At 66.7% G+C, this 19,333-nt stretch carries 14 protein-coding genes and 1 pseudogene; 9 read left to right on the forward strand and 6 right to left on the reverse strand.

All coding sequences use genetic code 11. The annotated features are described in order from the left end of the window. Positions 1–33 precede the first annotated feature (33 nt). Positions 34–1,428, reverse strand: coding sequence for an MFS transporter (locus DFJ65_RS07450; protein WP_115922484.1), 1,395 nt, complete (start codon positions 1,426–1,428; stop codon positions 34–36). Continuing rightward, positions 1,425–2,711, reverse strand: a complete 1,287-nt coding sequence (locus tag DFJ65_RS07455; RefSeq protein WP_245950088.1) for an MFS transporter — start codon at positions 2,709–2,711, stop codon at positions 1,425–1,427. Before DFJ65_RS07455 ends, DFJ65_RS07450 begins: the two co-directional genes overlap by 4 nt. Before the next feature lie 247 nt (positions 2,712–2,958). On the opposite strand from DFJ65_RS07455, the gene DFJ65_RS07460 reads away from it, so the two are divergent. From DFJ65_RS07460 to narI, 4 genes are all read left to right on the forward strand, one after another. Beyond that, positions 2,959–6,639, forward strand: coding sequence for a nitrate reductase subunit alpha (locus DFJ65_RS07460; protein ID WP_115922485.1), 3,681 nt, complete (start codon positions 2,959–2,961; stop codon positions 6,637–6,639). Positions 6,640–6,717: 78 nt separating this feature from the next. After that, the gene (narH, locus tag DFJ65_RS07465; protein WP_115922486.1) at positions 6,718–8,361 is read left to right on the forward strand and encodes a nitrate reductase subunit beta; all 1,644 of its coding nucleotides are present in this window, start codon (positions 6,718–6,720) and stop codon (positions 8,359–8,361) included. A gap of 2 nt (positions 8,362–8,363) precedes the next feature. Continuing rightward, positions 8,364–9,128 carry a nitrate reductase molybdenum cofactor assembly chaperone gene (gene narJ / locus DFJ65_RS07470; RefSeq protein WP_115922487.1) on the forward strand — a complete coding sequence of 255 codons (765 nt, stop codon included), beginning with the start codon at positions 8,364–8,366 and terminating at the stop codon, positions 9,126–9,128. Then, positions 9,125–9,865, forward strand: coding sequence for a respiratory nitrate reductase subunit gamma (gene narI / locus DFJ65_RS07475; protein ID WP_115922488.1), 741 nt, complete (start codon positions 9,125–9,127; stop codon positions 9,863–9,865). Before narJ ends, narI begins: the two co-directional genes overlap by 4 nt. Positions 9,866–9,869: 4 nt before the next feature. Here narI and DFJ65_RS07480 read toward each other — a convergent pair whose 3' ends face one another. Next, the gene (locus tag DFJ65_RS07480) at positions 9,870–10,331 is read right to left on the reverse strand and encodes a hypothetical protein (protein ID WP_115922489.1); all 462 of its coding nucleotides are present in this window, start codon (positions 10,329–10,331) and stop codon (positions 9,870–9,872) included. Between the two features lie 185 nt (positions 10,332–10,516). Here DFJ65_RS07480 and mtr point away from each other — a divergent pair, with 185 nt between their 5' ends. Next, positions 10,517–11,884 carry a mycothione reductase gene (gene mtr / locus DFJ65_RS07485; protein WP_115922490.1) on the forward strand — a complete coding sequence of 456 codons (1,368 nt, stop codon included), beginning with the start codon at positions 10,517–10,519 and terminating at the stop codon, positions 11,882–11,884. Positions 11,885–11,982: 98 nt separating this feature from the next. Here mtr and DFJ65_RS07490 read toward each other — a convergent pair whose 3' ends face one another. After that, the gene (locus tag DFJ65_RS07490; RefSeq protein ID WP_115922491.1) at positions 11,983–13,545 is read right to left on the reverse strand and encodes a C2 family cysteine protease; all 1,563 of its coding nucleotides are present in this window, start codon (positions 13,543–13,545) and stop codon (positions 11,983–11,985) included. A 189-nt stretch (positions 13,546–13,734) separates the two neighbouring features. Here DFJ65_RS07490 and DFJ65_RS07495 point away from each other — a divergent pair, with 189 nt between their 5' ends. After that, the gene (locus DFJ65_RS07495; protein ID WP_115922492.1) at positions 13,735–15,036 is read left to right on the forward strand and encodes a TrpB-like pyridoxal phosphate-dependent enzyme; all 1,302 of its coding nucleotides are present in this window, start codon (positions 13,735–13,737) and stop codon (positions 15,034–15,036) included. Here the strand turns inward: DFJ65_RS07495 and DFJ65_RS07500 are convergent. Continuing rightward, on the reverse strand, positions 15,011–15,289 hold the full coding sequence (locus DFJ65_RS07500) for a hypothetical protein (protein WP_211308386.1): 279 nt from the start codon (positions 15,287–15,289) through the stop codon (positions 15,011–15,013). The two genes, DFJ65_RS07495 and DFJ65_RS07500, sit on opposite strands and share 26 nt — an antisense overlap. A gap of 106 nt (positions 15,290–15,395) precedes the next feature. Between DFJ65_RS07500 and DFJ65_RS07505 the strand changes: the two genes are divergently transcribed. Next, the gene (locus DFJ65_RS07505; RefSeq protein ID WP_115922493.1) at positions 15,396–15,665 is read left to right on the forward strand and encodes a helix-turn-helix domain-containing protein; all 270 of its coding nucleotides are present in this window, start codon (positions 15,396–15,398) and stop codon (positions 15,663–15,665) included. Here DFJ65_RS07505 and DFJ65_RS18445 read toward each other — a convergent pair. Next, a pseudogene (locus tag DFJ65_RS18445) lies at positions 15,562–16,237 on the reverse strand (relaxase domain-containing protein). The gene DFJ65_RS07505 and the pseudogene DFJ65_RS18445 overlap by 104 nt on opposite strands. 346 nt (positions 16,238–16,583) lie before the next feature. Here DFJ65_RS18445 and DFJ65_RS07515 point away from each other — a divergent pair. Both DFJ65_RS07515 and DFJ65_RS18450 read left to right on the forward strand, forming a co-directional pair. Then, positions 16,584–18,653: a DUF262 domain-containing protein gene (locus DFJ65_RS07515; RefSeq protein ID WP_170144027.1), complete on the forward strand. Its 2,070-nt coding sequence runs from the start codon at positions 16,584–16,586 to the stop codon at positions 18,651–18,653. Positions 18,654–18,658: 5 nt separating this feature from the next. Further along, positions 18,659–19,318 carry a type I restriction endonuclease subunit R, EcoR124 family gene (locus DFJ65_RS18450; RefSeq protein ID WP_170144028.1) on the forward strand — a complete coding sequence of 220 codons (660 nt, stop codon included), beginning with the start codon at positions 18,659–18,661 and terminating at the stop codon, positions 19,316–19,318. Positions 19,319–19,333 lie beyond the last annotated feature (15 nt).

Here is a 19,333-nt window from a genome sequence, read left to right on the forward strand (position 1 = left end):
TGTCGAGATCGATCCGCCTGTCGCGCAGGGGTCTCAGCTCTTCTTGGGTGCGCCGGGTCGGGCGTAACGCCACCAGGTGATGCCGATGCACATCACCGCCCAGGCCACACCGATCCAGTAGAACGCCGGGCCACCGAGCAGGTTGATGCCGATGCCGAACAGGAACGGACCGAAGGCGGCGATGGCCGCCGTCCACCCGATCACCCCGCCGGCCTGTCGGCGCTCGAAGATCATCGGCATCTGTTTGAAGGTGGAGGCGTTGCCGATGCCGGAGAAGAAGAAGATCGCCAGCATGCCCCACAGGAACTGGTTGAAGTCGCCCTGCAGGGCCGATGCCGATGAGGTGTCGGGGGTCAGGGACGGGATCGTGTAGACGATCGAGGCGACCAGACCGATGCCCGACACCAGCGACCAGATCGCGCCACCCATCCGGTCGGTCAGCGGCGAGAACACCACCCGCGCACCGGCACCGATGAGCGGGCCGAGGAAGACATACTTCACCGGGTCGGGCAGCGAGTAACCGTCGACCAATACCTTTGCGGCTGCGCCGGATCCGCTGACGATGTCGGTGTTGCCGTTGCCGTAGAGGTCGGCCATGAGCAGCCCGAACTGCGCGGACAGCCCCGAGAAGGTGCCGAAGGTCATGATGTAGAGCAGCGTCATCCACCAGGTGTCCTGGTTCTTGAAGATGTCGAACTGCTGCTTGATGTTGGCCTGGATCGGCACCGACTTCAGCAGCGTCCACGCGAGCACCCCGCCGATGATCATCAGCGGGATCCACACGAACGCCGCGTTCTGGAACCACACCTGCTGGTCGGGCTTGCCCGGCGACTTCATCACCTGGCTGCCGCCGAAGACCGCGAGGCCGCCGATCGCGATGAGGTAGGGCGTGAGCAACTGCACGAGTGACACCCCGAAGTTGCCGAGGCCGGCCTGCAGCCCGAGCGCCGTGCCCTGTTTGGACTTCGGGAAGAAGAAGGAGGTGCTCGGCATGAACCCGGAGAACGCTCCGCCGCCGATGCCGGCGAGGAAGGCGAGCACCATCAGCTCCCAGTAGGGCGCCGTCGGGTTCTGCACGCGCACGCCCCAGCCGAGGGTGGAGGCGACCAGCAGGAGGGTGGTGAGCGACACCATCTTGCGGGTGCCCATGATCGGCGGCAGCACCATCCACACCAGGCGGAACAGGCCGGCGGCCAGGCCGGGCATCGCCGCCATCCAATACAGCTCCGACTTGGTCCAGCTGTATCCGAGGGCGTTCAGCTTCGGGATGATTGCGCTCGGCAGGAACCACGCCACGAACGCCAGGGTGAGGCAGAAGGTGGTGATCCACAGGGTGCGCCAGGCGAGTCCGGAATCCCACGAATCCCCTTCGGGATCCCAGGAGTCCAGCCACTCACCGCCGCGTCGGGTCTGCGTCGGACTGGTCATCGGGTCGCTCCAACTGGTTCGGGCCGTTCGATGTGATCGGCGATCTCGGGGGAGTGCTCGCGGTGCATCCGCAGCACGGTCAGGTGCATCCAGACCGCGCAGATGCCGGTGAGCAGGAACAGGACGAAGAAGGTGCTCGAGGGGAACCCGGACCACTGTTTGGTGTAGGCGAACAGTGGCGGCAGCACGAACCCGCCGAGTCCGCCGAACATGCCGACCAGCCCGCCGACCGAGCCGACGTTGTCGGGGAAGTACTCGGGGATGTGCTTGTAGACGGCGGCTTTGCCGATGCCCATCGCGCACCCGAGCAGGAACACGATGATCGCGAACGGGATGACGCCGAGGTTCCACTCGAGGTGCTCACTGGTGTGCCCGTCGGGGTGGCTGATCACCAGGTGCCCGTTGGGCATCATCAGCACGCCTGTGGTCAGCAGCATCACCCCGAAGGTGAGGTACATGACCTTGCGGGCACCGAGCCGGTCGGAGAACCACCCGCCGACCGGACGCAGCAGCGACGCCGGGAAGATGAACGTCGCGGTGAGCAGTGCCGCGTCGTGCAGGGAGACGTCGAAGTTGTCGACGTAGTACTTCGGCAGCCATGCCGACAGTGCGACATAGGCGCCGAACACGGCCGCGTAGTAGAGGCTGAACCGCCACACCCGCAGTTGCTTCAGGGGCGCGAGCATCTCGCGGACCGGTTTGCCGGCGCCGGCCATCCGGTCATGCCGTGGGGTGAGCAGGAGGATCAGCAACGCGACGGTCACCAAGGCGATCGAGTAGACCACCGGGAACAGCCGCCACCCGCCCTCGATGAACCCGAGATAGGTCGCACCCGCTGTGGCCGTCAGCACGGTCGGGAAGATCACCAGCATCAACTTGGTGACCGAGGCGCCGACATTTCCGGCGCCGAAGACACCGAGCGCGAAGCCCTGCCGCTGCGGCGGCGTCCAAGCCGAGTTCCAGGCGACGCCGACGCTGAACAGGTTGCCGGCGAAACCCACCAGGAAGGCCAGCAGCAGCAACGTGCCGTAGCTGTGCGCGTGGGCGACCAGGTAACAGGGGATGGCGGTCAGCAGCAGCATGGCCACCGTCACCACGCGTCCGCCGACCCGGTCGGCGAGCATGCCGGCGGGCAGCCGCCACAACGATCCGTTGAGCACGGCGACCGCGCTCACCCAGGCCAGCTGCGGGTCGGAGAGCTTCAGCTCCTGCTGGATCGGCACACCGAGGATGCCGAACATCAGCCACACCGCGAACATCAACGTGAACGCGATCGTGGACATCACGAGGACCCTGGTGGCCCCGCTGCCCCCGGAGTCGGTCGTGCCCGGGGACGGTGTGGCTGTCGAGACGGGCATCGCCGCTGGCTCCTTGACGAGTTCGAAGGGCACGGTCAGCGACCGTGCACTGCCGAAAGTAGGAGTCGACGACGGCGCCGCAACAGGGACGTTGGTCCCTTCCCGCCGGTGCTCGTGCTTCCTAGGGTCGGGCCTGTTGGGACAGCTGTGCCGAGTGTGAGGACTGACTCCGATGTCGATCGACGACCCGTTGAGCACGGCGCTGCTGCGCACCCGCCGCTACTTCACCCCGAAGAAGGTGTCGGGTGACTTGCGCACGTTGCACCAGGTCGGCGGCCGCTCGGGTGACGCCTTCTATCGCGACCGCTGGAGCCACGACAAGGTCGTGCGCTCGACCCACGGCGTCAACTGCACCGGATCCTGCTCCTGGAAGGTCTACGTCAAGGACGGCATCATCACCTGGGAGGCGCAACAGACCGACTACCCGAGCCCGGGCGCCGACAAACCCGACTACGAACCGCGCGGCTGCCCGCGCGGTGCCGCGTTCAGTTGGTACACCTACAGCCCGACCCGGGTGCGGTACCCGTACGTGCGCGGTGTGCTGGCCGAGATGTTCCGTGCGGCCAAGGCGGAGCACGGTGGAGACCCGGTGGCCGCGTGGGCCTCGATCGTCGAGGACCCCACCAAGGCGCAGCGGTACAAGAAGGCCCGGGGCAAGGGCGGACTCGTCCGTGCGAGCTGGGAAGACGTCGTCGAGATCATCGCCGCGGCCCACGTGTACACGGTCAAGAAGTTCGGTCCTGACCGCGTCGCCGGGTTCTCGCCGATCCCGGCGATGTCGCCGGTGTCGTACGCGTCCGGTGCCCGGTTCCTGGAACTCGTCGGGGCACCGATGCTCTCGTTCTACGACTGGTACGCCGACCTGCCCAATGCCTCGCCGCAGATGTTCGGCGACCAGACCGACGTGCCCGAGTCGGGCGACTGGTGGGACGCCGGCTACCTGATCATGTGGGGCTCGAACGTTCCGCTCACCCGCACCCCGGACGCGCACTGGATGACCGAGGCGCGTTATCGCGGACAGAAGGTGCTGGCCGTCGCACCCGACTACGCCGAGAACGTGAAGTTCGCGGACGAGTGGATCAACCCGGCGCCCGGCACCGACGGCGCGCTCGCGATGGGCATGGCCCACGTCATCCTGAAGGAGTTCTTCGTCGACTCCCAGCAGCCGTTCTTCACCGCCTACAACAAGCAGTACACCGACCTGCCGAACCTCATCTGCCTCGAGCCGGGTGACGACGGCGTCTTCCGTCCGGGCAAGAACCTCGTCGCCGGGGATCTGCCCGGCGCGCCGGGCTCCGACTCCGAGAACGCCATGTGGAAGCCGATGGTGTTCGACTCGGCCACAGGCGAATTGGCGACGCCCAATGGATCTATCGGCGATCGGTACGGCGACGAGGGCGTCGGGAAGTGGAACCTCGAACTGGGCGACCTCGACCCCGTGCTCAGCGTGTACGACACCCGCGACGACGTGGCCGAAGTGCTGCTGCCGCGCTTCGACGCGCAGGACGGCCGGGTGCTGCAGGAGCGGCGTGGCGTGCCGGTGCGGCGCGTCGGCGACCGGTTGGTCACCACCGTCCTCGACCTGATGCTGGCGCAGTACGGAGTGGCCCGTGAGGGTCTGCCGGGGGTGTGGCCGACCGGCTACGACGACCCGTCCGTGCCGGCGACGCCGGCCTGGCAGGAGGAACACACCGGGGTGCCCGCCGCTCAGGTCGAACGCCTCGCCCGGGAGTGGGCGCAGAACGCGATCGACACCGGTGGGCGCGGCATGATCCTGCTCGGCGCCGGCGTCAACCACTGGTTCCACAGCGACCAGATCTACCGAGCGATCCTGGTGCTCACCACGATCACCGGCACCCAGGGCCGCAACGGCGGTGGCTGGGCGCACTATGTCGGCCAGGAAAAGGTGCGCCAGCTCAGCGGCTTCCAGCACATGGCGTTCGCGCTCGACTGGCACCGTCCGCCGCGACACATGAACCAGACCGCCTACTGGTACGTGCACACGTCGCAGTACCGCTACGACACCTTCAGCGCCGACGACCTCGACGCGGGCACCGGCATCTTCGCCGGGCGGTCGATGATGGACCTGCTCGCCCAGTCTGCGCGGCTGGGCTGGAGCCCCAGTTACCCGACCTTCGACCGCAGCTCGCTCGACCTCGCCGACGACGCGGAGGCGGCCGGCATGGAGGTGCCGTCGTACGTCGCGCAGCAGTTGAAGGAGGGCTCCCTGAAGTTCGCCGTCGAGGCGCCCGAGCAGGAGAACAACTACCCGCGGGTGCTGTCCCTGTGGCGCTCCAACCTGCTCGGCAGCTCGGCCAAAGGCAACGAGTACTTCCTGCGCCACCTGCTCGGCACCGACAGTGCCGCGACGGCCGTGGAAGCCGCCCCGGAGCACCGTCCGAACGGCATCGAGTGGGCGGACAAGGCAGGAGAGGGAAAGCTCGACCTGCTCATGACCATCGACTTCCGGATGACCAGCAGCACGATCCTGTCCGACGTCGTGCTGCCCGCGGCCACCTGGTACGAGAAGCACGACCTCAGCACCACCGACATGCATCCGTTCATCCATTCCTTCAACCCGGCGATCAATCCGCCCTGGCAGACCAAGTCGGACTGGGAAGCGTGGAAGGCGATCGCGAAGAAGTTCAGCGAGCTGGCCGTCGACCACCTCGGCACCCGCAAGGACGTCGTGGCCAAGCCGCTGTGGCACGACACCCCCGAGGCGATGGCCAGCGTCCACGGCGTCGTTCAGGACTGGCGGACGGGGGAGTGTGATCCCGTGCCAGGCAAGACGATGCCGGTCATCGCCGTCGCCGAACGCGATTACACGGCCGTCTACGACAAGCTGACGTCGGTCGGTCCGTTGATGGACAAGCTCGGCATGATGACCAAGGGCGTCGCCTACGACGTCAAGCGTGAGGTCGAGATCCTGAGGAACCGCAACGGTGTTCGCCACGGCGGAGCAGGCGACGGCCGGCCGATGTTGGAGACCGACGTCCATTGCGCCGATGCGATGCTGCACTTCGCGGGCGTCTCCAACGGGCACCTCGCCACCCAGGGTTTCAAGTTCCTGGAGCAGCGCACCGGCATGCAGTTGGCCGACCTGTCGGCCGAGCACGAGGGCAAGCAGATCACTTTCGCCGACACCCAGGTGGCGCCGGTGCCGGTGATCACCACACCGGAGTGGTCGGGTTCGGAATCGGGCGGACGGCGCTACAGCCCGTTCACCATCAACATCGAACGCAAGAAGCCGTTCCACACCCTGACCGGACGCCAGCAGTTCTACGTCGATCACGACTGGTTCCTCGGGATGGGCGAGATGATGCCGGTGTACCGCCCGCCGCTCAACATGTCGACGCTGTTCGGCGAGACCCCGATCGGTGAGCAGAACGAACTCGGGGTGTCGGTGCGCTACCTGACCCCGCACAACAAGTGGTCGATCCACTCGGAGTACCAGGACAACCTGTTCATGCTGTCGCTGTCCCGCGGTGGGCAGTCGGTCTGGATCAGCGACCGCGACGCGGCGAAGGTCGGCATCAAGGACAACGACTGGATCGAGATGGTCAACCGCAACGGAGTCGTCGCGGCCCGCGCGATCGTCAGCCACCGGATGCCCGAGGGCACCGTCTACATGCACCACGCGCAAGACCGGCTGATCGACGTGCCGCTCACCGAACGCGACCGCAAACGCGGCGGCATTCACAACAGTCTCACCCGAATTCTGTTGAAGCCCAACCACATTGTCGGTGGCTACGCGCAGTTGGCCTACTTCTTCAATTACATCGGGCCGATCGGCAACAACCGGGACGAGGTCACGATGATCCGCAAGCGCACGGCTCCGGTCGAGTACTGATCACCCCACGAAGTTCTCCGCTCGTGCCTCGCTCCGACACTTCGCGGGGACCCCGATCTTTCTGAAGGGAAGTCGTTCATGAGAATCATGGCTCAGATGGCGATGGTCATGAACCTCGACAAGTGCATCGGCTGCCACACCTGCTCGGTCACCTGCAAGCAGGCATGGACCAACCGGGCCGGCACCGAGTACGTGTGGTTCAACAACGTCGAGACCCGTCCCGGCCTCGGTTACCCGCGCACCTACGAGGACCAGGAGGAGTGGAAGGGCGGCTGGACGCTGAACCGCGGCGGCAAGCTGCAGCTCAAGGCCGGCGGGCGACTGAAGAAGCTGGCGAACATCTTCAGCAACCCCAAGACGCCCTCGATCGACGACTACTACGAACCCTGGACCTACGACTACGAGACCTTGCTGAGTTCGCCGGCCACCAAGAACTTCCCGGTCGCGACGCCGAAGTCGTTGCTCACCGGCAAGGACCTCAACGTGCGCTGGTCGGCCAACTGGGATGACGACCTCGGCGGCAGCCTCGAGCACGCGGTGAAGGACCCGATGCTCAAGGGCATCGAGGACAAGGTGAAATTCGAGTTCGAACAGACCTTCATGTTCTACCTGCCGCGCATCTGCGAGCACTGCCTCAACCCCTCCTGCGCGGCGTCGTGCCCGAGCGGCGCGATCTACAAGCGGGAGGAGGACGGCATCGTGCTGGTCGACCAGGACCGCTGCCGGGGGTGGCGGATGTGTGTGTCCGGGTGCCCGTACAAGAAGGTCTACTTCAACCACAAGACCGGCAAGGCCGAGAAGTGCACCTTCTGTTACCCGCGCGTCGAGGTCGGCATCCCGACGGTATGTGCCGAGACCTGCGTGGGCCGGCTGCGCTACATCGGGCTGATGCTCTACGACGCCGATGCGGTGCTCGCAGCGGCGAGCGTGCCCGACGATCACGACCTGTACGAGGCCCAGCGGTCGGTGTTCCTCGACCCGAACGACCCCGAGGTCGCCCGCGCCGCGGAGCAGGACGGCATCCCGGCTGACTGGATCGAAGCGGCCAAGAAGTCGCCGGTGCGACGCCTCATCCAGGACTACAAGGTGGCGTTGCCGCTGCATCCGGAGTACCGGACGATGCCGATGGTCTGGTACATCCCGCCGCTGTCGCCGGTGGTCGACGTGATCAAGGAGACCGGTCACGACGCGGAGGATCGCGGCAACCTGTTCGCCGCGATCGATACCTTGCGCATCCCGGTCGAGTACCTCGCCAACCTGTTCACCGCGGGTGACGTGAAACCGGTCGACGAGGTGCTGCGCAAACTCGCCGCGATGCGTTCCTACATGCGCGACCTCAACCTGGGGCGCGACGGCGACCCGCAGATCGCTGCGTCCGTGGGGATGAGCGAGGAGGACCTCTACGAGATGTTCCGCCTGCTCGCGATCGCGAAGTACGACGAGCGCTACGTCATCCCGACAGCCCACGCCGAACAGGCGCACGGGCTGGAGGAACTGGCCACCGACTGTCCCGTCGACTACGACTACGAGATGGGTGGTGACCCGTTCGGCGAGGGTTCCGGCGAACTGACACCGGTCGCGGTCGAGAACTTCCGGATGCTGCAGGAGCGGCAGACCAGTGACGACCTGGTCGGCGGAGGCTCGAAACGGGGGCGGGTCAACCTGCTCAACTGGGACGGCAAGGGTTCTCCGCGCGGTCTGTTCCCGAAGCGGAGGGACTGATCGTGAACATCTTCCGGCGCACCGCGAGGAGCACCTCGCCACGGCTGTCCGACACCCAGTTGCGCATCGCCTGGCAGGCGGTCTCGCTCCTGCTCGACTACCCCGGTGAGCAGGCCGCCCGGCACCGCGCGTTGATCCGCGCCGAGCTCGGCTCCCTGCCCGACCCGGTCGCGTCAGGCCTGCGTACCTTCCTCGACTTCGCCGACGCCGCCGAGGCGTCCGAGCCGGGACGACTGGAACGCGAATACGTCGAGACGTTCGACCACACCCGCCGCGGCTGCCTCTACCTCACCTACTTCGCGTACGGCGACACCCGCCGCCGCGGGGTGGTGCTGGTTCAGTTCAAGCAGGCCTACCGCAAGGCCGGCGGGGAGTTCGCTGCCGACGAGTTGCCCGACCACCTCGCAGTGGTGCTGGAGTTCGGTGCGACGCACGACCCGGCGACCGCCTGGAAGCTGCTCGCCGACTACCGCGCAGGGGTCGAGATGCTGCGGATCTCGTTGCAGGACAGGAAGTCCCCGTGGGCCGACGTGCTGGTCGCGCTGTGCGCGACCCTGCCGTCGCTGGGCGAGGACGAAGCCGGCGAGGTGGCCCGACTCATCGAGCAGGGCCCGCCGGTCGAGGAGGTCGGCACCGAGGCCTACGCGCTCGACCCCAGCCTGTCCGCGCCGTACGAACCCGCGTCCGCCGACCCCGGACGGCAGTTCCTGGGCGACACCATCCCGATGGGAGTACCGATGGGAGCACCGATGGGAACGCAGCGATGAGCACCTTCTTGTGGGTGATCGTGCCGTACATCTGCCTGGCGATCTTCGTGGTCGGGCACTGGTGGCGCTACAAGTACGACAAGTTCGGGTGGACCACCCGCTCCAGTCAGCTCTACGAGTCGAATCTGCTGCGCTGGGGCAGCCCGCTGTTCCACTTCGGCATGGCCGGGGTCGTCGGCGGTCACATCATCGGCCTGCTCGTGCCGAAGTCGTGGACCGACGCGATCGGGATCAGTGACCACCTGTACCACCTGGTCGCGGTGGTCGGCGGTCTGATCGCGGGCATCATGGCGCTGGTCGGGTTGGCGATCCTGATCTACCGGCGCCGCACCACCGGGCCGGTGTTCAGCGCGACGACCACGAACGACAAGGTCATGTACGTCTTCCTCGCCGCCGCGATCGCCCTCGGCATGTGGAACACCATCGCGGGTTCGATCTTCACCGTCGGCGGCGAATACAACTACCGGGAGGGCGTATCGGTCTGGTACCGCTCGTTCCTCGCGTTCCAACCCGACGCGTCGCTCATGGCGCAGGCACCGATCGGCTTCAAGCTGCACGCGCTGGTCGCCTTCATCCTGTTCGCGATGTGGCCGTTCACCCGGCTCGTCCACGTGTTCAGCGCACCGATCCAGTACCTCTGGCGGCCGTACGTCGTCTACCGGTCGCGCGACCCGAAGGCGAAGCTCGGCACCCGCGCCCCGGCTCGTGCGTGGGAGCGTCCCGAACTCAAGAAGTGAGGGCTCAGACGCCGCCGATGCTGATCGCCTTGGCACCCACGGTGCAGCCGCCGGTCGTGGTCGCACCCTGCGCCATCACCGCGCACTTGAAGGTCTCTCCGTTGTGCTCGACGTCGGCGGTCGCCATGTCGGTGTCCTTGCCGGAGAACTTGTTCCAGATCGCGGTGGCGTCGTCGCAGCTGAGTCCGACGACGGTCGCGTCGACCTGCTGACCCTTGCGGTCGAGCTGGCAGGTGGTGATGCCGCCGGGGGCTGCCGCGCTGGACGACGAGGACGACTCCTGCGACTGGCTGCTGGACGCGCTGTCGGAGCTGGTGCCCGCACTCGAGGCCGCCGCCGATGAGCTCTGCGATGAGCTCTGTGCGGAGCTGTCGGAGCTGTCGGAGCTGCTGTCGGAGCCGCAGCCGGTGAGCCCGAGCGTGAGCGCGAGGGTGCCGGCGACGGCAAGCATGTTGAGCTTCTTCATGGTTTCTCCCTGATGGTTCGTGCGAGGCGTACTACCCGGCTGCGACGCCGGATGTCCCGCTCCGGTTCTGCCGCCGCGCTCACTGTGCCACAACTCGGCGGGCACCGGTCGGCGTCGGTGGGCATCGATGCGGCATGAAGGGTGGACGGCGCGGACCCGTCCGAAGGCGTCCGTACGCTGGTCGGGTGACTCACTACGACCTCGCGATCATCGGCACCGGCTCCGGTAACTCGGTGGTGACCCCCGACTTCGACGACAAACGCGTCGCGGTCATCGAGAGGGCGCTGTTCGGCGGCACCTGCCTCAACGTCGGGTGCATTCCGACGAAGATGTTCGTCTACGCGGCCGAGGTGGCGACCACCGTCCGGGACGCCGCGCGCTACGGCGTCGACGCCCACCTCGACGGCGTGCGCTGGCCCAACATCCGCGACCGCGTCTTCGGCCGGATCGACCCGATCGAGGCAGGCGGGCGCTACTACCGCGTCAACGGCCCGAACACCACCGCCTACCTGGGCACCGCCCGGTTCACCGGGCCGCGCGCGCTGGTGGTCGACGTCGACGGCCGTGAGGAGGAGGTGACCGCCGACCAGGTCGTCATCGCCACCGGCTCCACCCCGGTCGTGCCCGAGCCGATCGCGGCGAGCGGGGTGCGTTTCCACACCAACGAGGACATCATGCGCATCGACGAACTCCCCGCGCGGATGGCGATCGTCGGTGGCGGATATATCGCCTCCGAGTTCGCCCACGTCTTCTCCTCGCTCGGTGTGCAGGTCACGGTCATCACCCGCGGCGACGCGCTGCTGCGGGGGCAGGACGCCGAGATCAGTCGGGGTTTCAGCGACCTCGCCGCGCAGCGCTGGGACGTGCGGTTCGGCCGCACCGTCGCCGGCCTGGCTCAGCAGCCCGACCACATCGCGGTCGAACTGTCCGACGGGTTGACCCTGGAGACCGACCTGGTGCTGGTGGCCACCGGACGCCGTCCGCTGGTGCCCGAAGGAGTCGATCTCGCCGGCATCGAACTGCACGACGACGGCCGGGTGGTCGTCGACGAGTTCGGTCGCACCACTGCCGACGGCGTCTGGAGCCTCGGCGACGTCAGCTCGCCCTACCAGTTGAAGCATGTGGCCAACCACGAGGCGCGCGTCGTCGCGCACAACCTGGTGCACCCCGACGACCTGCAGGAGTTCGACCACCGATTCGTGCCCGCGGCGGTCTTCACCCATCCGCAGATCGCGTCGGTGGGGCTCACCGAGCAGCAGGCAATCGACGCCGGGCACCACGTGACGGTGAAGGTGCAGAAGTACGGCGACACCGCGTACGGCTGGGCGATGGAGGACACCGACAGCATCGTGAAGTTGGTCGCCGACCGGCGCACCGGCGACCTCCTCGGGGCCCACCTGATGGGCCCCGACGCGAGTTCGCTGATCCAGGTGCTGATCCAGGCGATGAGCTTCGGCCAGTCGGCCAAGACGCTGGCTCGCGGGCAGTACTGGATCCACCCGGCGATGGCCGAGGTCGTCGAGAACGCGCTGCTCGGCCTCGAATTCGACTGAGACCGCAACCGATCGACCAACAATCGACCATCAATCGACCATCGGTCGGCCCCGGCGGGTTCGCCCGCCGGGGCCGAGGTGTTGATGCAGGGGACGGGTCAGGCGGCGCCGCCGGTGCCCGCGAAGTAGCGACGGAAGGCACTGACCTCCATGGCGAACACGCCGTTCACGCCGAGCTGCACGTCACGCCACCAGCTCACGTCGTAGGCGCGGTAGTCGCCCGAGGCGGTCGACGAACCGGTGCCGGGGGTCGATCCCCACGGGTTGCGGGCGATGACGTAGTCGACCGCGCGCAACTCGTAGCGGCGGAAGAACTCGTCGGGCAGGTCGATCCGCAGCCGGGCCAGGTCGTCCACGGCCGCGGCGGCACCGGCGATGACCGGGCCGGGGCCCGGCGGCGTCCACTTCGGGATGAGCCGCGGGATCTCCAGGTCGAGGTGCCAGCGCGGCACCCACTCGTAACGCCGCATCCAGCCGAGCACCGAATACGCGTGCGAGGCAACGATTCCGGCGTCGAGGGCCGCGCGCTTGGCCTCGTCCGAACCGGCCCCGTGGGTCCACGCGATTATCGGGGTGGTGGTGCGTCCGCCGGCGCTGTGCGACTTCACCAGGCTGAGCAGTTGGGCGTCGGTCATGCCCGAGTGCCAGTTGTAGTAGGAGTTGCCGCCGGTCAGTGACCGGCAGGCCGCCACCGGGTCGCCCCATGCGAGATCGGGGATCTTCGGGAAGTCGTCGTTCGTGCCGAACCGCCACTTCGCGTACGCCTTCTCGTAGACGGCCGGCCAGATCTCTCCGGCCTCGGCAGAGTGGGCGTAGTAGGAGGTGCTGCCACCCGACGCGACGAGCACCCGGTCGGAGACCTCGACGCTGCGCCACGAACCGTCGAAGAAGCTCACCTGATGGGTGAAGGCGTCCTGCACAGTGCCGGTCGCCCGGGTGCGGTCGGCGATCGTGAACGGCATCGCCCACGCCACCGACGACATCGCGGAGATGAAGTAGCAGTCGCCGACCTGCCCCTGCACGGGGTCGAAGAACTCGGTGGCTTCGTTGTAGAAGCGGCCGGTGTCCTGCCAGCTGAATCCGGGTGGGTGGTAACCGGGTTCGAACGGGAACAGGATGTCGATGATGCGTTCGTCGAACAGTCGGGCGAACGGCGACGCGCCGTTGCCCGACCGTCCCAGTTCGGCCAGCACGCCGTCCCGGGTGAGGGTCGCGCCGCGCACCGGGATGTCCGCCAGGCGCTCGGTGCCCAGTGCGGCCACCAGGTCGGCGAGGGTCTTGGCCCCCGACACGTCGGGGTCGCGCTCGTCGGTGACGTCGTTGTCGTTCCCCTCGGTGACCGGTGCCGGTTCGGGGCGCCGACGACTGGGCTTGCCGCCCTCGAAGGTGGTGCCGTAGAAGATGGGGGAGTCGGCCGAGCCGATCAGATCGGTGTACGGCTGGTCGAAGATCTCCTCCAGCACGGCCGGCCCGTCGGGCACGTCGCCCCAGTTGATCCGACGCCCGCCGACCAGCGACGCCAGTGCGTACGGGTTGGGTGCGCCGGTTTGCGGCGTCGCCTGCGCGTCGCCGTCCTCTGTGGTCGCCTTGGTCGCCTTGGTCACCGCCGCCTCGTCACTCGCGGCATGAGTTGCCTTGCGACGCACGGAAGTTGTGCTCATGAGTGCCTCCCCTGATGGTCGACGCCGGGCCACCGGACGTCGGTGGGCGTCTGCGTGACTCCCATGCAGCAAAGGAGCCCGCACGCGGCGCACAGATACATCCGACCGTTCCTCGGAAAGGGCCTGTGCGTGGGCGGCGGCCGTGGATAGGGTCGCCGCAACACCTCCGCCGCCCTGCAAGGAGCACCCATGTCGGAAACCACGTCCGTGAAGTCGCTCATCGAGCCGACCGGGGCCGTCGTGCCCTCGACCGTGCCGACCCACTGGTACAACCTGGCCGCCGACCTGCCCGAACCCTGCCCGCCGGCCCTCAACCCGGGCACCCAGGAGCCGCTGGGACCGGACGACCTCGCACCGCTGTTCCCGATGGGGCTGATCATGCAGGAGGTGTCGACCGAGCGCGAGGTGGAGATTCCGCAGACCGTGCGTGAGATCTACGCGTTGTGGCGGCCCTCGCCGCTGATCCGTGCCCACCGTCTCGAGCGGGCACTCGGCACGCCGGCGAAGATCTTCTACAAGTACGAAGGTGTCAGCCCGGCCGGATCGCACAAGCCGAATACCGCTGTAGCGCAGGCGTATTACAACGCGGTCGAAGGCACGACGAAGCTCACCACCGAGACGGGGGCCGGGCAGTGGGGAGCGTCGCTGTCGTTCGCCTGCTCGTTGCTGGGGCTCGACTGTGAGGTGTGGCAGGTGCGTTCCTCGTACGACCAGAAGCCGTACCGCCGGTTCCAGATGGAGACGTACGGCGGTGTGTGTCACCCGTCGCCGTCCGACCTCACCGAGTCGGGTCGCGCGATGCTGGCCGCTGACCCCGACACCACCGGGTCGCTGGGCATGGCGATCTCGGAGGCGGTCGAGGTCGCAGCACAGGACCCGAACACGCACTACGCCCTGGGCAGCGTGCTCAACCACGTACTGCTGCACCAGAGCGTCATCGGCATCGAGGCGATGGACCAACTCGACCAGATCGGGGAGCGCGCCGACGTGATCTTCGGCTGCGCCGGCGGCGGGTCGAACCTCGCCGGACTCACCTTCCCGTTCATCGGACGCAACGTGCGCGAGGGCACCTCGACGCAGATCGTCGCCTGCGAGCCGGCGGCCTGCCCGTCGCTCACCCAGGGGGAGTACCGCTACGACCACGGCGACGTCGCCGGCCTCACGCCGCTGCTGAAGATGCACACGCTCGGCAAGGACTTCGTGCCGCTGCCGATCCACGCCGGTGGCCTGCGTTACCACGGCATGGCGCCCATGGTGTCGCACACGCTCAACCTCGGACTCATGACGGCGATCGCCGTCGAGCAGGAGGACGCGTTCGCGGCCGGCGTCGAGTTCGCGCGCGCCGAGGGCATCATCCCGGCACCCGAGTCGACCCACGCCGTGGCGGGTGCTATCGCCCGGGCCCGCGCAGCCACCACCGACGAGACGATTCTGATCGGGTTGTCGGGCAACGGAGTCCTCGACCTCACCGCGTACGCCGACTACGTCTGAGCCCAGCGCGCGACGCCCCGTCCGCGAACGCTGCGGCTCCTTCCGGACGCTGCATGCGGATGAAGGTCCGCAAGTCGCCGACAGTCGTGTAGAGGCGGCGTCCGATCTTGAGGAAGTCGGGACCAGTGCCTCTTGGCGCCACCAAGCGCACCGTGTTGACCGGGGCCTGCAGGATCTCGGCGACGTCATCCAGAGTGACCAGCTCGTCGTCGTAGCGGGCGTGCAAGGGGATGTCACGGGTGGGGCTGTTCATGGTTCCTCCTGTTTGGCAAAGGCCCGCGAGGATCGTGGGCGACAGGTAGGTGTGATGGCCTGGCCGCGCAGAAGCCGGAATACGTTCGATCGGATATCGTCAAGAGATGGATCGGGCGTACCTGCTCAAGGTCGCACGACGAGCCAGCGGCATGACGCAGGCCGAGCTCGCCGCCAGATCCGTCACGTCGCAGGCGACTCTGTCGGCGTACAAACGAGGCCTGAAGTCGCCCACCATCAGGGTCGCCGGGCGGATCCTCGAAGCCGCAGGGTTCAACCTGCGCAAGCTGACCGACTGGACCGAGCACGAGGCGCCTGACTTCGGACGCTTCTGGGTGCCGAACATCCTGTGGAACGTCGAGATGCCGGACTGCTGATCGCCTCCAGGCCGTCGCGCACGCCGACCGTGTGCAGCCCGCGCCACTTGCCTTTGGTGAACACCCGGGCGTTGATCTGGACGTGCAGATGTCGGTGCGGATCTCCCGCCCTGGAGGTGAAGTGGCGCACGACCGCGGCCTCGATGCTCTCGACCGCGATCTGCACCTGATTACCGTGCGGCCCGACACGGGTTGGCGTGGGCTGCGAGCCACCCGATGATTTCCTCAGCGGCCGCCATCTGCGCGGCGTCGTAGGCCGCGGCGATTTCGGGGTCGCGTGCGGCAGCGAGCGACCAGGTCTTCGGCCCGTTGACGGTGACCTCGACGAACTGGACGCCCTTCTCGTCCTTCCGCAGTCGGCCCTTCGCGAGGCCGCTGTCGATGTCATATCCGGCGACCCAGCGCTCGTAGGTCTTGCCGCTCATGTCGGCTCGACGTTCGATGCCATCGGGGGTCGCGTTGAAGTGCATGGCGACCCCGCTGCCCTCGGCGAGGTAGTAGTCGTCAGCCTGTGACCGATTGGCCTCGACGTCGTGCCGCGCGGCGGCCGCGGCGCCGCGGTAGATCTTCATGCCGCCGTGCACCTGAACCACCTCCCTCAGTAACCGTCGACAACCGTGAAAACGCAGGTCAGCGGCCGTATCCGCGCCCGGACCGCTACGCAACTTCGTAGCATGCGTGCCGCTTTGAGGGGAGGCTGAGAGGAGCGATCCGGGAGGTGGATCTGGGACCCATTGGTGCGTGGCAGTGACTGGTGAGGGAGAGCCGCAGAAGGGCGGGGAGGGGCAGAGAGGGAATGGGCAGGGAGCGGTGCCATGGAGCGCCGGGACGAGCAGTGCGAGGCGATCTTCGGTAGGGCGGGCAACGAGATCGGATGGTTCCGACCTATCCGTCGGGGGCAGACGGCAGGATGGCCCCGTGAAAGCCGTCGACGCCAATCTGCTGGATCTGTTGAAGAAGGCGACCCAGTTCGTGGTGCCGATCTACCAACGGGTGTACTCCTGGGACCTCGCCGAGTGCGACCAGCTGTGGAAGGACATCGTCCGCGCCGGTAGCACTGACGCCATCGGAGCGCACTTCACGGGATCGATCGTCTACGTCGAGAAGGATCAGGGGAACATCGCCCAGGCGGAGCCTGCCCTGATCATCGATGGGCAGCAGCGCACAACAACCGTCACGCTCCTCCTGGCAGCGGTCGCGGCCTACCTCGACCAGATGCCCGCCGATCAGCAGGAGCCCGTGGAAGGATTCGCGCCCCGCAAGATCCGCGGGCTCTGGCTTACCAACGAGTACGAGAGCGGCGACAAGTTCTTCAAGCTGATTCTGTCGCAGAGCGACAAGGAGGCGCTGAAGGCAGTCGTCCGAAATGACCCGCTGCCATCGGGCAACACGTCGAGGGTGATCGCGAACTACCAACACTTCGTGGCCAAGCTGAAGGACTCGAAGACCGACATCGCCGCTGTCTGCCGCGGTATCAGCAAGCTGGTTGTGGTCGACGTACACCTCGCTCGTGGCGTCGATAATCCTCAACTCGTCTTCGAGGCGATGAACTCGACCGGTAAGAAGCTCTCGCAGGCGGACCTGATCCGCAACTTCGTCCTGATGGACCTGGAGCCGAGCCACCAGACGCACCTCTACGAGGGCTACTGGTTCCCGATGGAGCAGGCGTTCAGGGGTGCCAATGAGCGCCGCTTCGACGAGTTCGTCCGCCACTTCCTCACGCTCCGCACTGGCAGCATCCCGCGGCTCGAAGACATCTATGACGCCTTCAAGGAGTACGCCGACGGCCAGGCACTGGTCGGCGTCAGCCGCGAGGACGTGGTCGTCGACCTCAGTCGAAGCGCCGGCTACTTCGTGAAGATGGCGTTGGGCAAGGAGACGAACCCAAGACTGGCGACGCGCTTCATCGAGCTGGAACAGCTCAAGGCCGTGGTCGTCTACCCGTTCCTGCTCAGGGTCTACGAGGACTACGCGGCCGAGAAAATCGACGCGAGCGAGGTGGCCCAGATTCTGGACGCGGTCATCGCCTACCTGTTCCGAAGGACGATCTGCCGGATCCCGACCAACTCCTTGAACAACACGTTTGCGGCCATGGCGAGCCAGATCATCCCCACGAACTACGTCGAGAGCGTGTGGGGACGCTTCCTGACGCTGGACAGCTATAAGCGGTTTCCGGACGACGAGGAGTTCGCACGTCACCTCCGCGAGGAAGACCTCTACGGTCTGCAGCGAGCGCCTTACTTCTTCGCCAAGATGGAGAACGACAGCCACAAGGAGCCGATCAGCATCGGCGACTACACCATCGAACACGTGATGCCGCAGAACGAGAACCTCTCGCCTGCATGGCGCGCCATGCTGGGTGAGGAGTGGCAAGACGTTCAGTCGCGGCTGCTGCACACGCTCGGAAACCTGACCCTGACTGGGTACAACCCCGAGCTCTCCGATCGCCCGTTCCTGGAGAAGCGCGACATGGATGGCGGATTCCGCAACAGCCATCTCCAGCTCAACAAGGATCTCGCCGAGCTCGACACCTGGAACGAGGAGCAAATCCACAAGCGCGCGGAGAGGCTTGCGCAGCAGGCTGTCCGGCTTTGGAAGCGTGCGAGCCTCCCCGCTGATGTGCTCGCTGGGTACCGCGTCCTCTTCAAGCAGGAACAGGGCTTCGACTGGTCCGTTGCCCACGAGATCTTGGCTGCTATCCCCGAGGGGAAGTGGACGGGCTACTACTACCTGGCGGAGGCCATCGGCACGTCGCCGCAGGCTGTGGCGAACCACGTCTCGAAATGCGCAACGTGCGCCCACCCCTACCGGGTGATGACATGGGAGGGTCGTATCGCCGACGGATTCGCCTGGACCGATCCGGACGAAACGCGTGATCCGCGGGAAGTCCTCGAGGGCGAAGGGGTCACGTTCACAGACGGCCTCGCAGACCCCGACGCCAAGCTTGCCGCCGAAGACCTTCTCGCCCTTGTTGAGGACCCCGCGTGACCCAGATGACCAAGGAAGCCGAGCGCTCCGAACTACACAAGACCATCTGGCGGATCGCCAACGACATGGCGGAAGCGTCGACGGCTGGGACTTCAAGGCCTGGGTCCTCGGGATGCTCTTCTACCGGTTCATCTCCGAGAACCCGACCGCCTACCTCAACGAGGCCGAGCGCCAGGCCCGGCCACGACGACTTCGACTACCGCTGCCTCAGCAACACCGACGCCGAGTTCGGACGCGAGGAGACCGTGAAGGAGAAGGGCTTCTACATGGCCGAGGGTCATGAACACGTTAGTCAGGTCGCCGACATCCTCGATGCCGTCGAAGCCAGCCCGACCCTGCGTAACAAGCGTGACCTGATCGTCGACTTCGTCGACTCCATCTCGGTCAGCGACGAAGTCGGAGACGACTGGCGCGAGTTCATCGCGAAGCGTCGTGAGGCTGAGCTCGATGAACTCATCGTGGAGGAGTCGTTGAAGGCTGAGGAGACGCGCGGCTTCGTCGCTGATGCGTTCCGCGATGGCTCGGTGCCGACTGCTGGCACGGCGATCACCCGGGTCCTGCCGCCGGCGTCCCGGTTCTCACAGGACAACAACCACGCCGCGAAGAAGCAGCGTGTGCTCAGCAAGCTGATCGAGTTCTTCGAGCGTTACGCAGGGCTTGCCTGAGTCATGGCGAACGTG

Source organism: Calidifontibacter indicus, from assembly GCF_003386865.1.
Lineage (GTDB): Bacteria > Actinomycetota > Actinomycetes > Actinomycetales > Dermatophilaceae > Yimella > Yimella indica.

What these genes read in the sequence shown, in the direction of transcription:
- DFJ65_RS07480 (WP_115922489.1), bottom strand. Translation starts at nt 10,331, where the DNA reads ATGAAGAAGCTCAACATGCTTGCCGTCGCCGGCACCCTCGCGCTCACG.
- DFJ65_RS18450 (WP_170144028.1), top strand. Translation starts at nt 18,659, where the DNA reads ATGACCAAGGAAGCCGAGCGCTCCGAACTACACAAGACCATCTGGCGG.
- DFJ65_RS07495 (WP_115922492.1), top strand. Translation starts at nt 13,735, where the DNA reads ATGTCGGAAACCACGTCCGTGAAGTCGCTCATCGAGCCGACCGGGGCC.
- DFJ65_RS07500 (WP_211308386.1), bottom strand. Translation starts at nt 15,289, where the DNA reads ATGAACAGCCCCACCCGTGACATCCCCTTGCACGCCCGCTACGACGAC.
- DFJ65_RS07455 (WP_245950088.1), bottom strand. Translation starts at nt 2,711, where the DNA reads ATGTCCACGATCGCGTTCACGTTGATGTTCGCGGTGTGGCTGATGTTC.
- DFJ65_RS07450 (WP_115922484.1), bottom strand. Translation starts at nt 1,428, where the DNA reads ATGACCAGTCCGACGCAGACCCGACGCGGCGGTGAGTGGCTGGACTCC.
- narI (WP_115922488.1), top strand. Translation starts at nt 9,125, where the DNA reads ATGAGCACCTTCTTGTGGGTGATCGTGCCGTACATCTGCCTGGCGATC.
- DFJ65_RS07460 (WP_115922485.1), top strand. Translation starts at nt 2,959, where the DNA reads ATGTCGATCGACGACCCGTTGAGCACGGCGCTGCTGCGCACCCGCCGC.
- DFJ65_RS07505 (WP_115922493.1), top strand. Translation starts at nt 15,396, where the DNA reads ATGGATCGGGCGTACCTGCTCAAGGTCGCACGACGAGCCAGCGGCATG.
- DFJ65_RS07490 (WP_115922491.1), bottom strand. Translation starts at nt 13,545, where the DNA reads ATGAGCACAACTTCCGTGCGTCGCAAGGCAACTCATGCCGCGAGTGAC.
- narH (WP_115922486.1), top strand. Translation starts at nt 6,718, where the DNA reads ATGAGAATCATGGCTCAGATGGCGATGGTCATGAACCTCGACAAGTGC.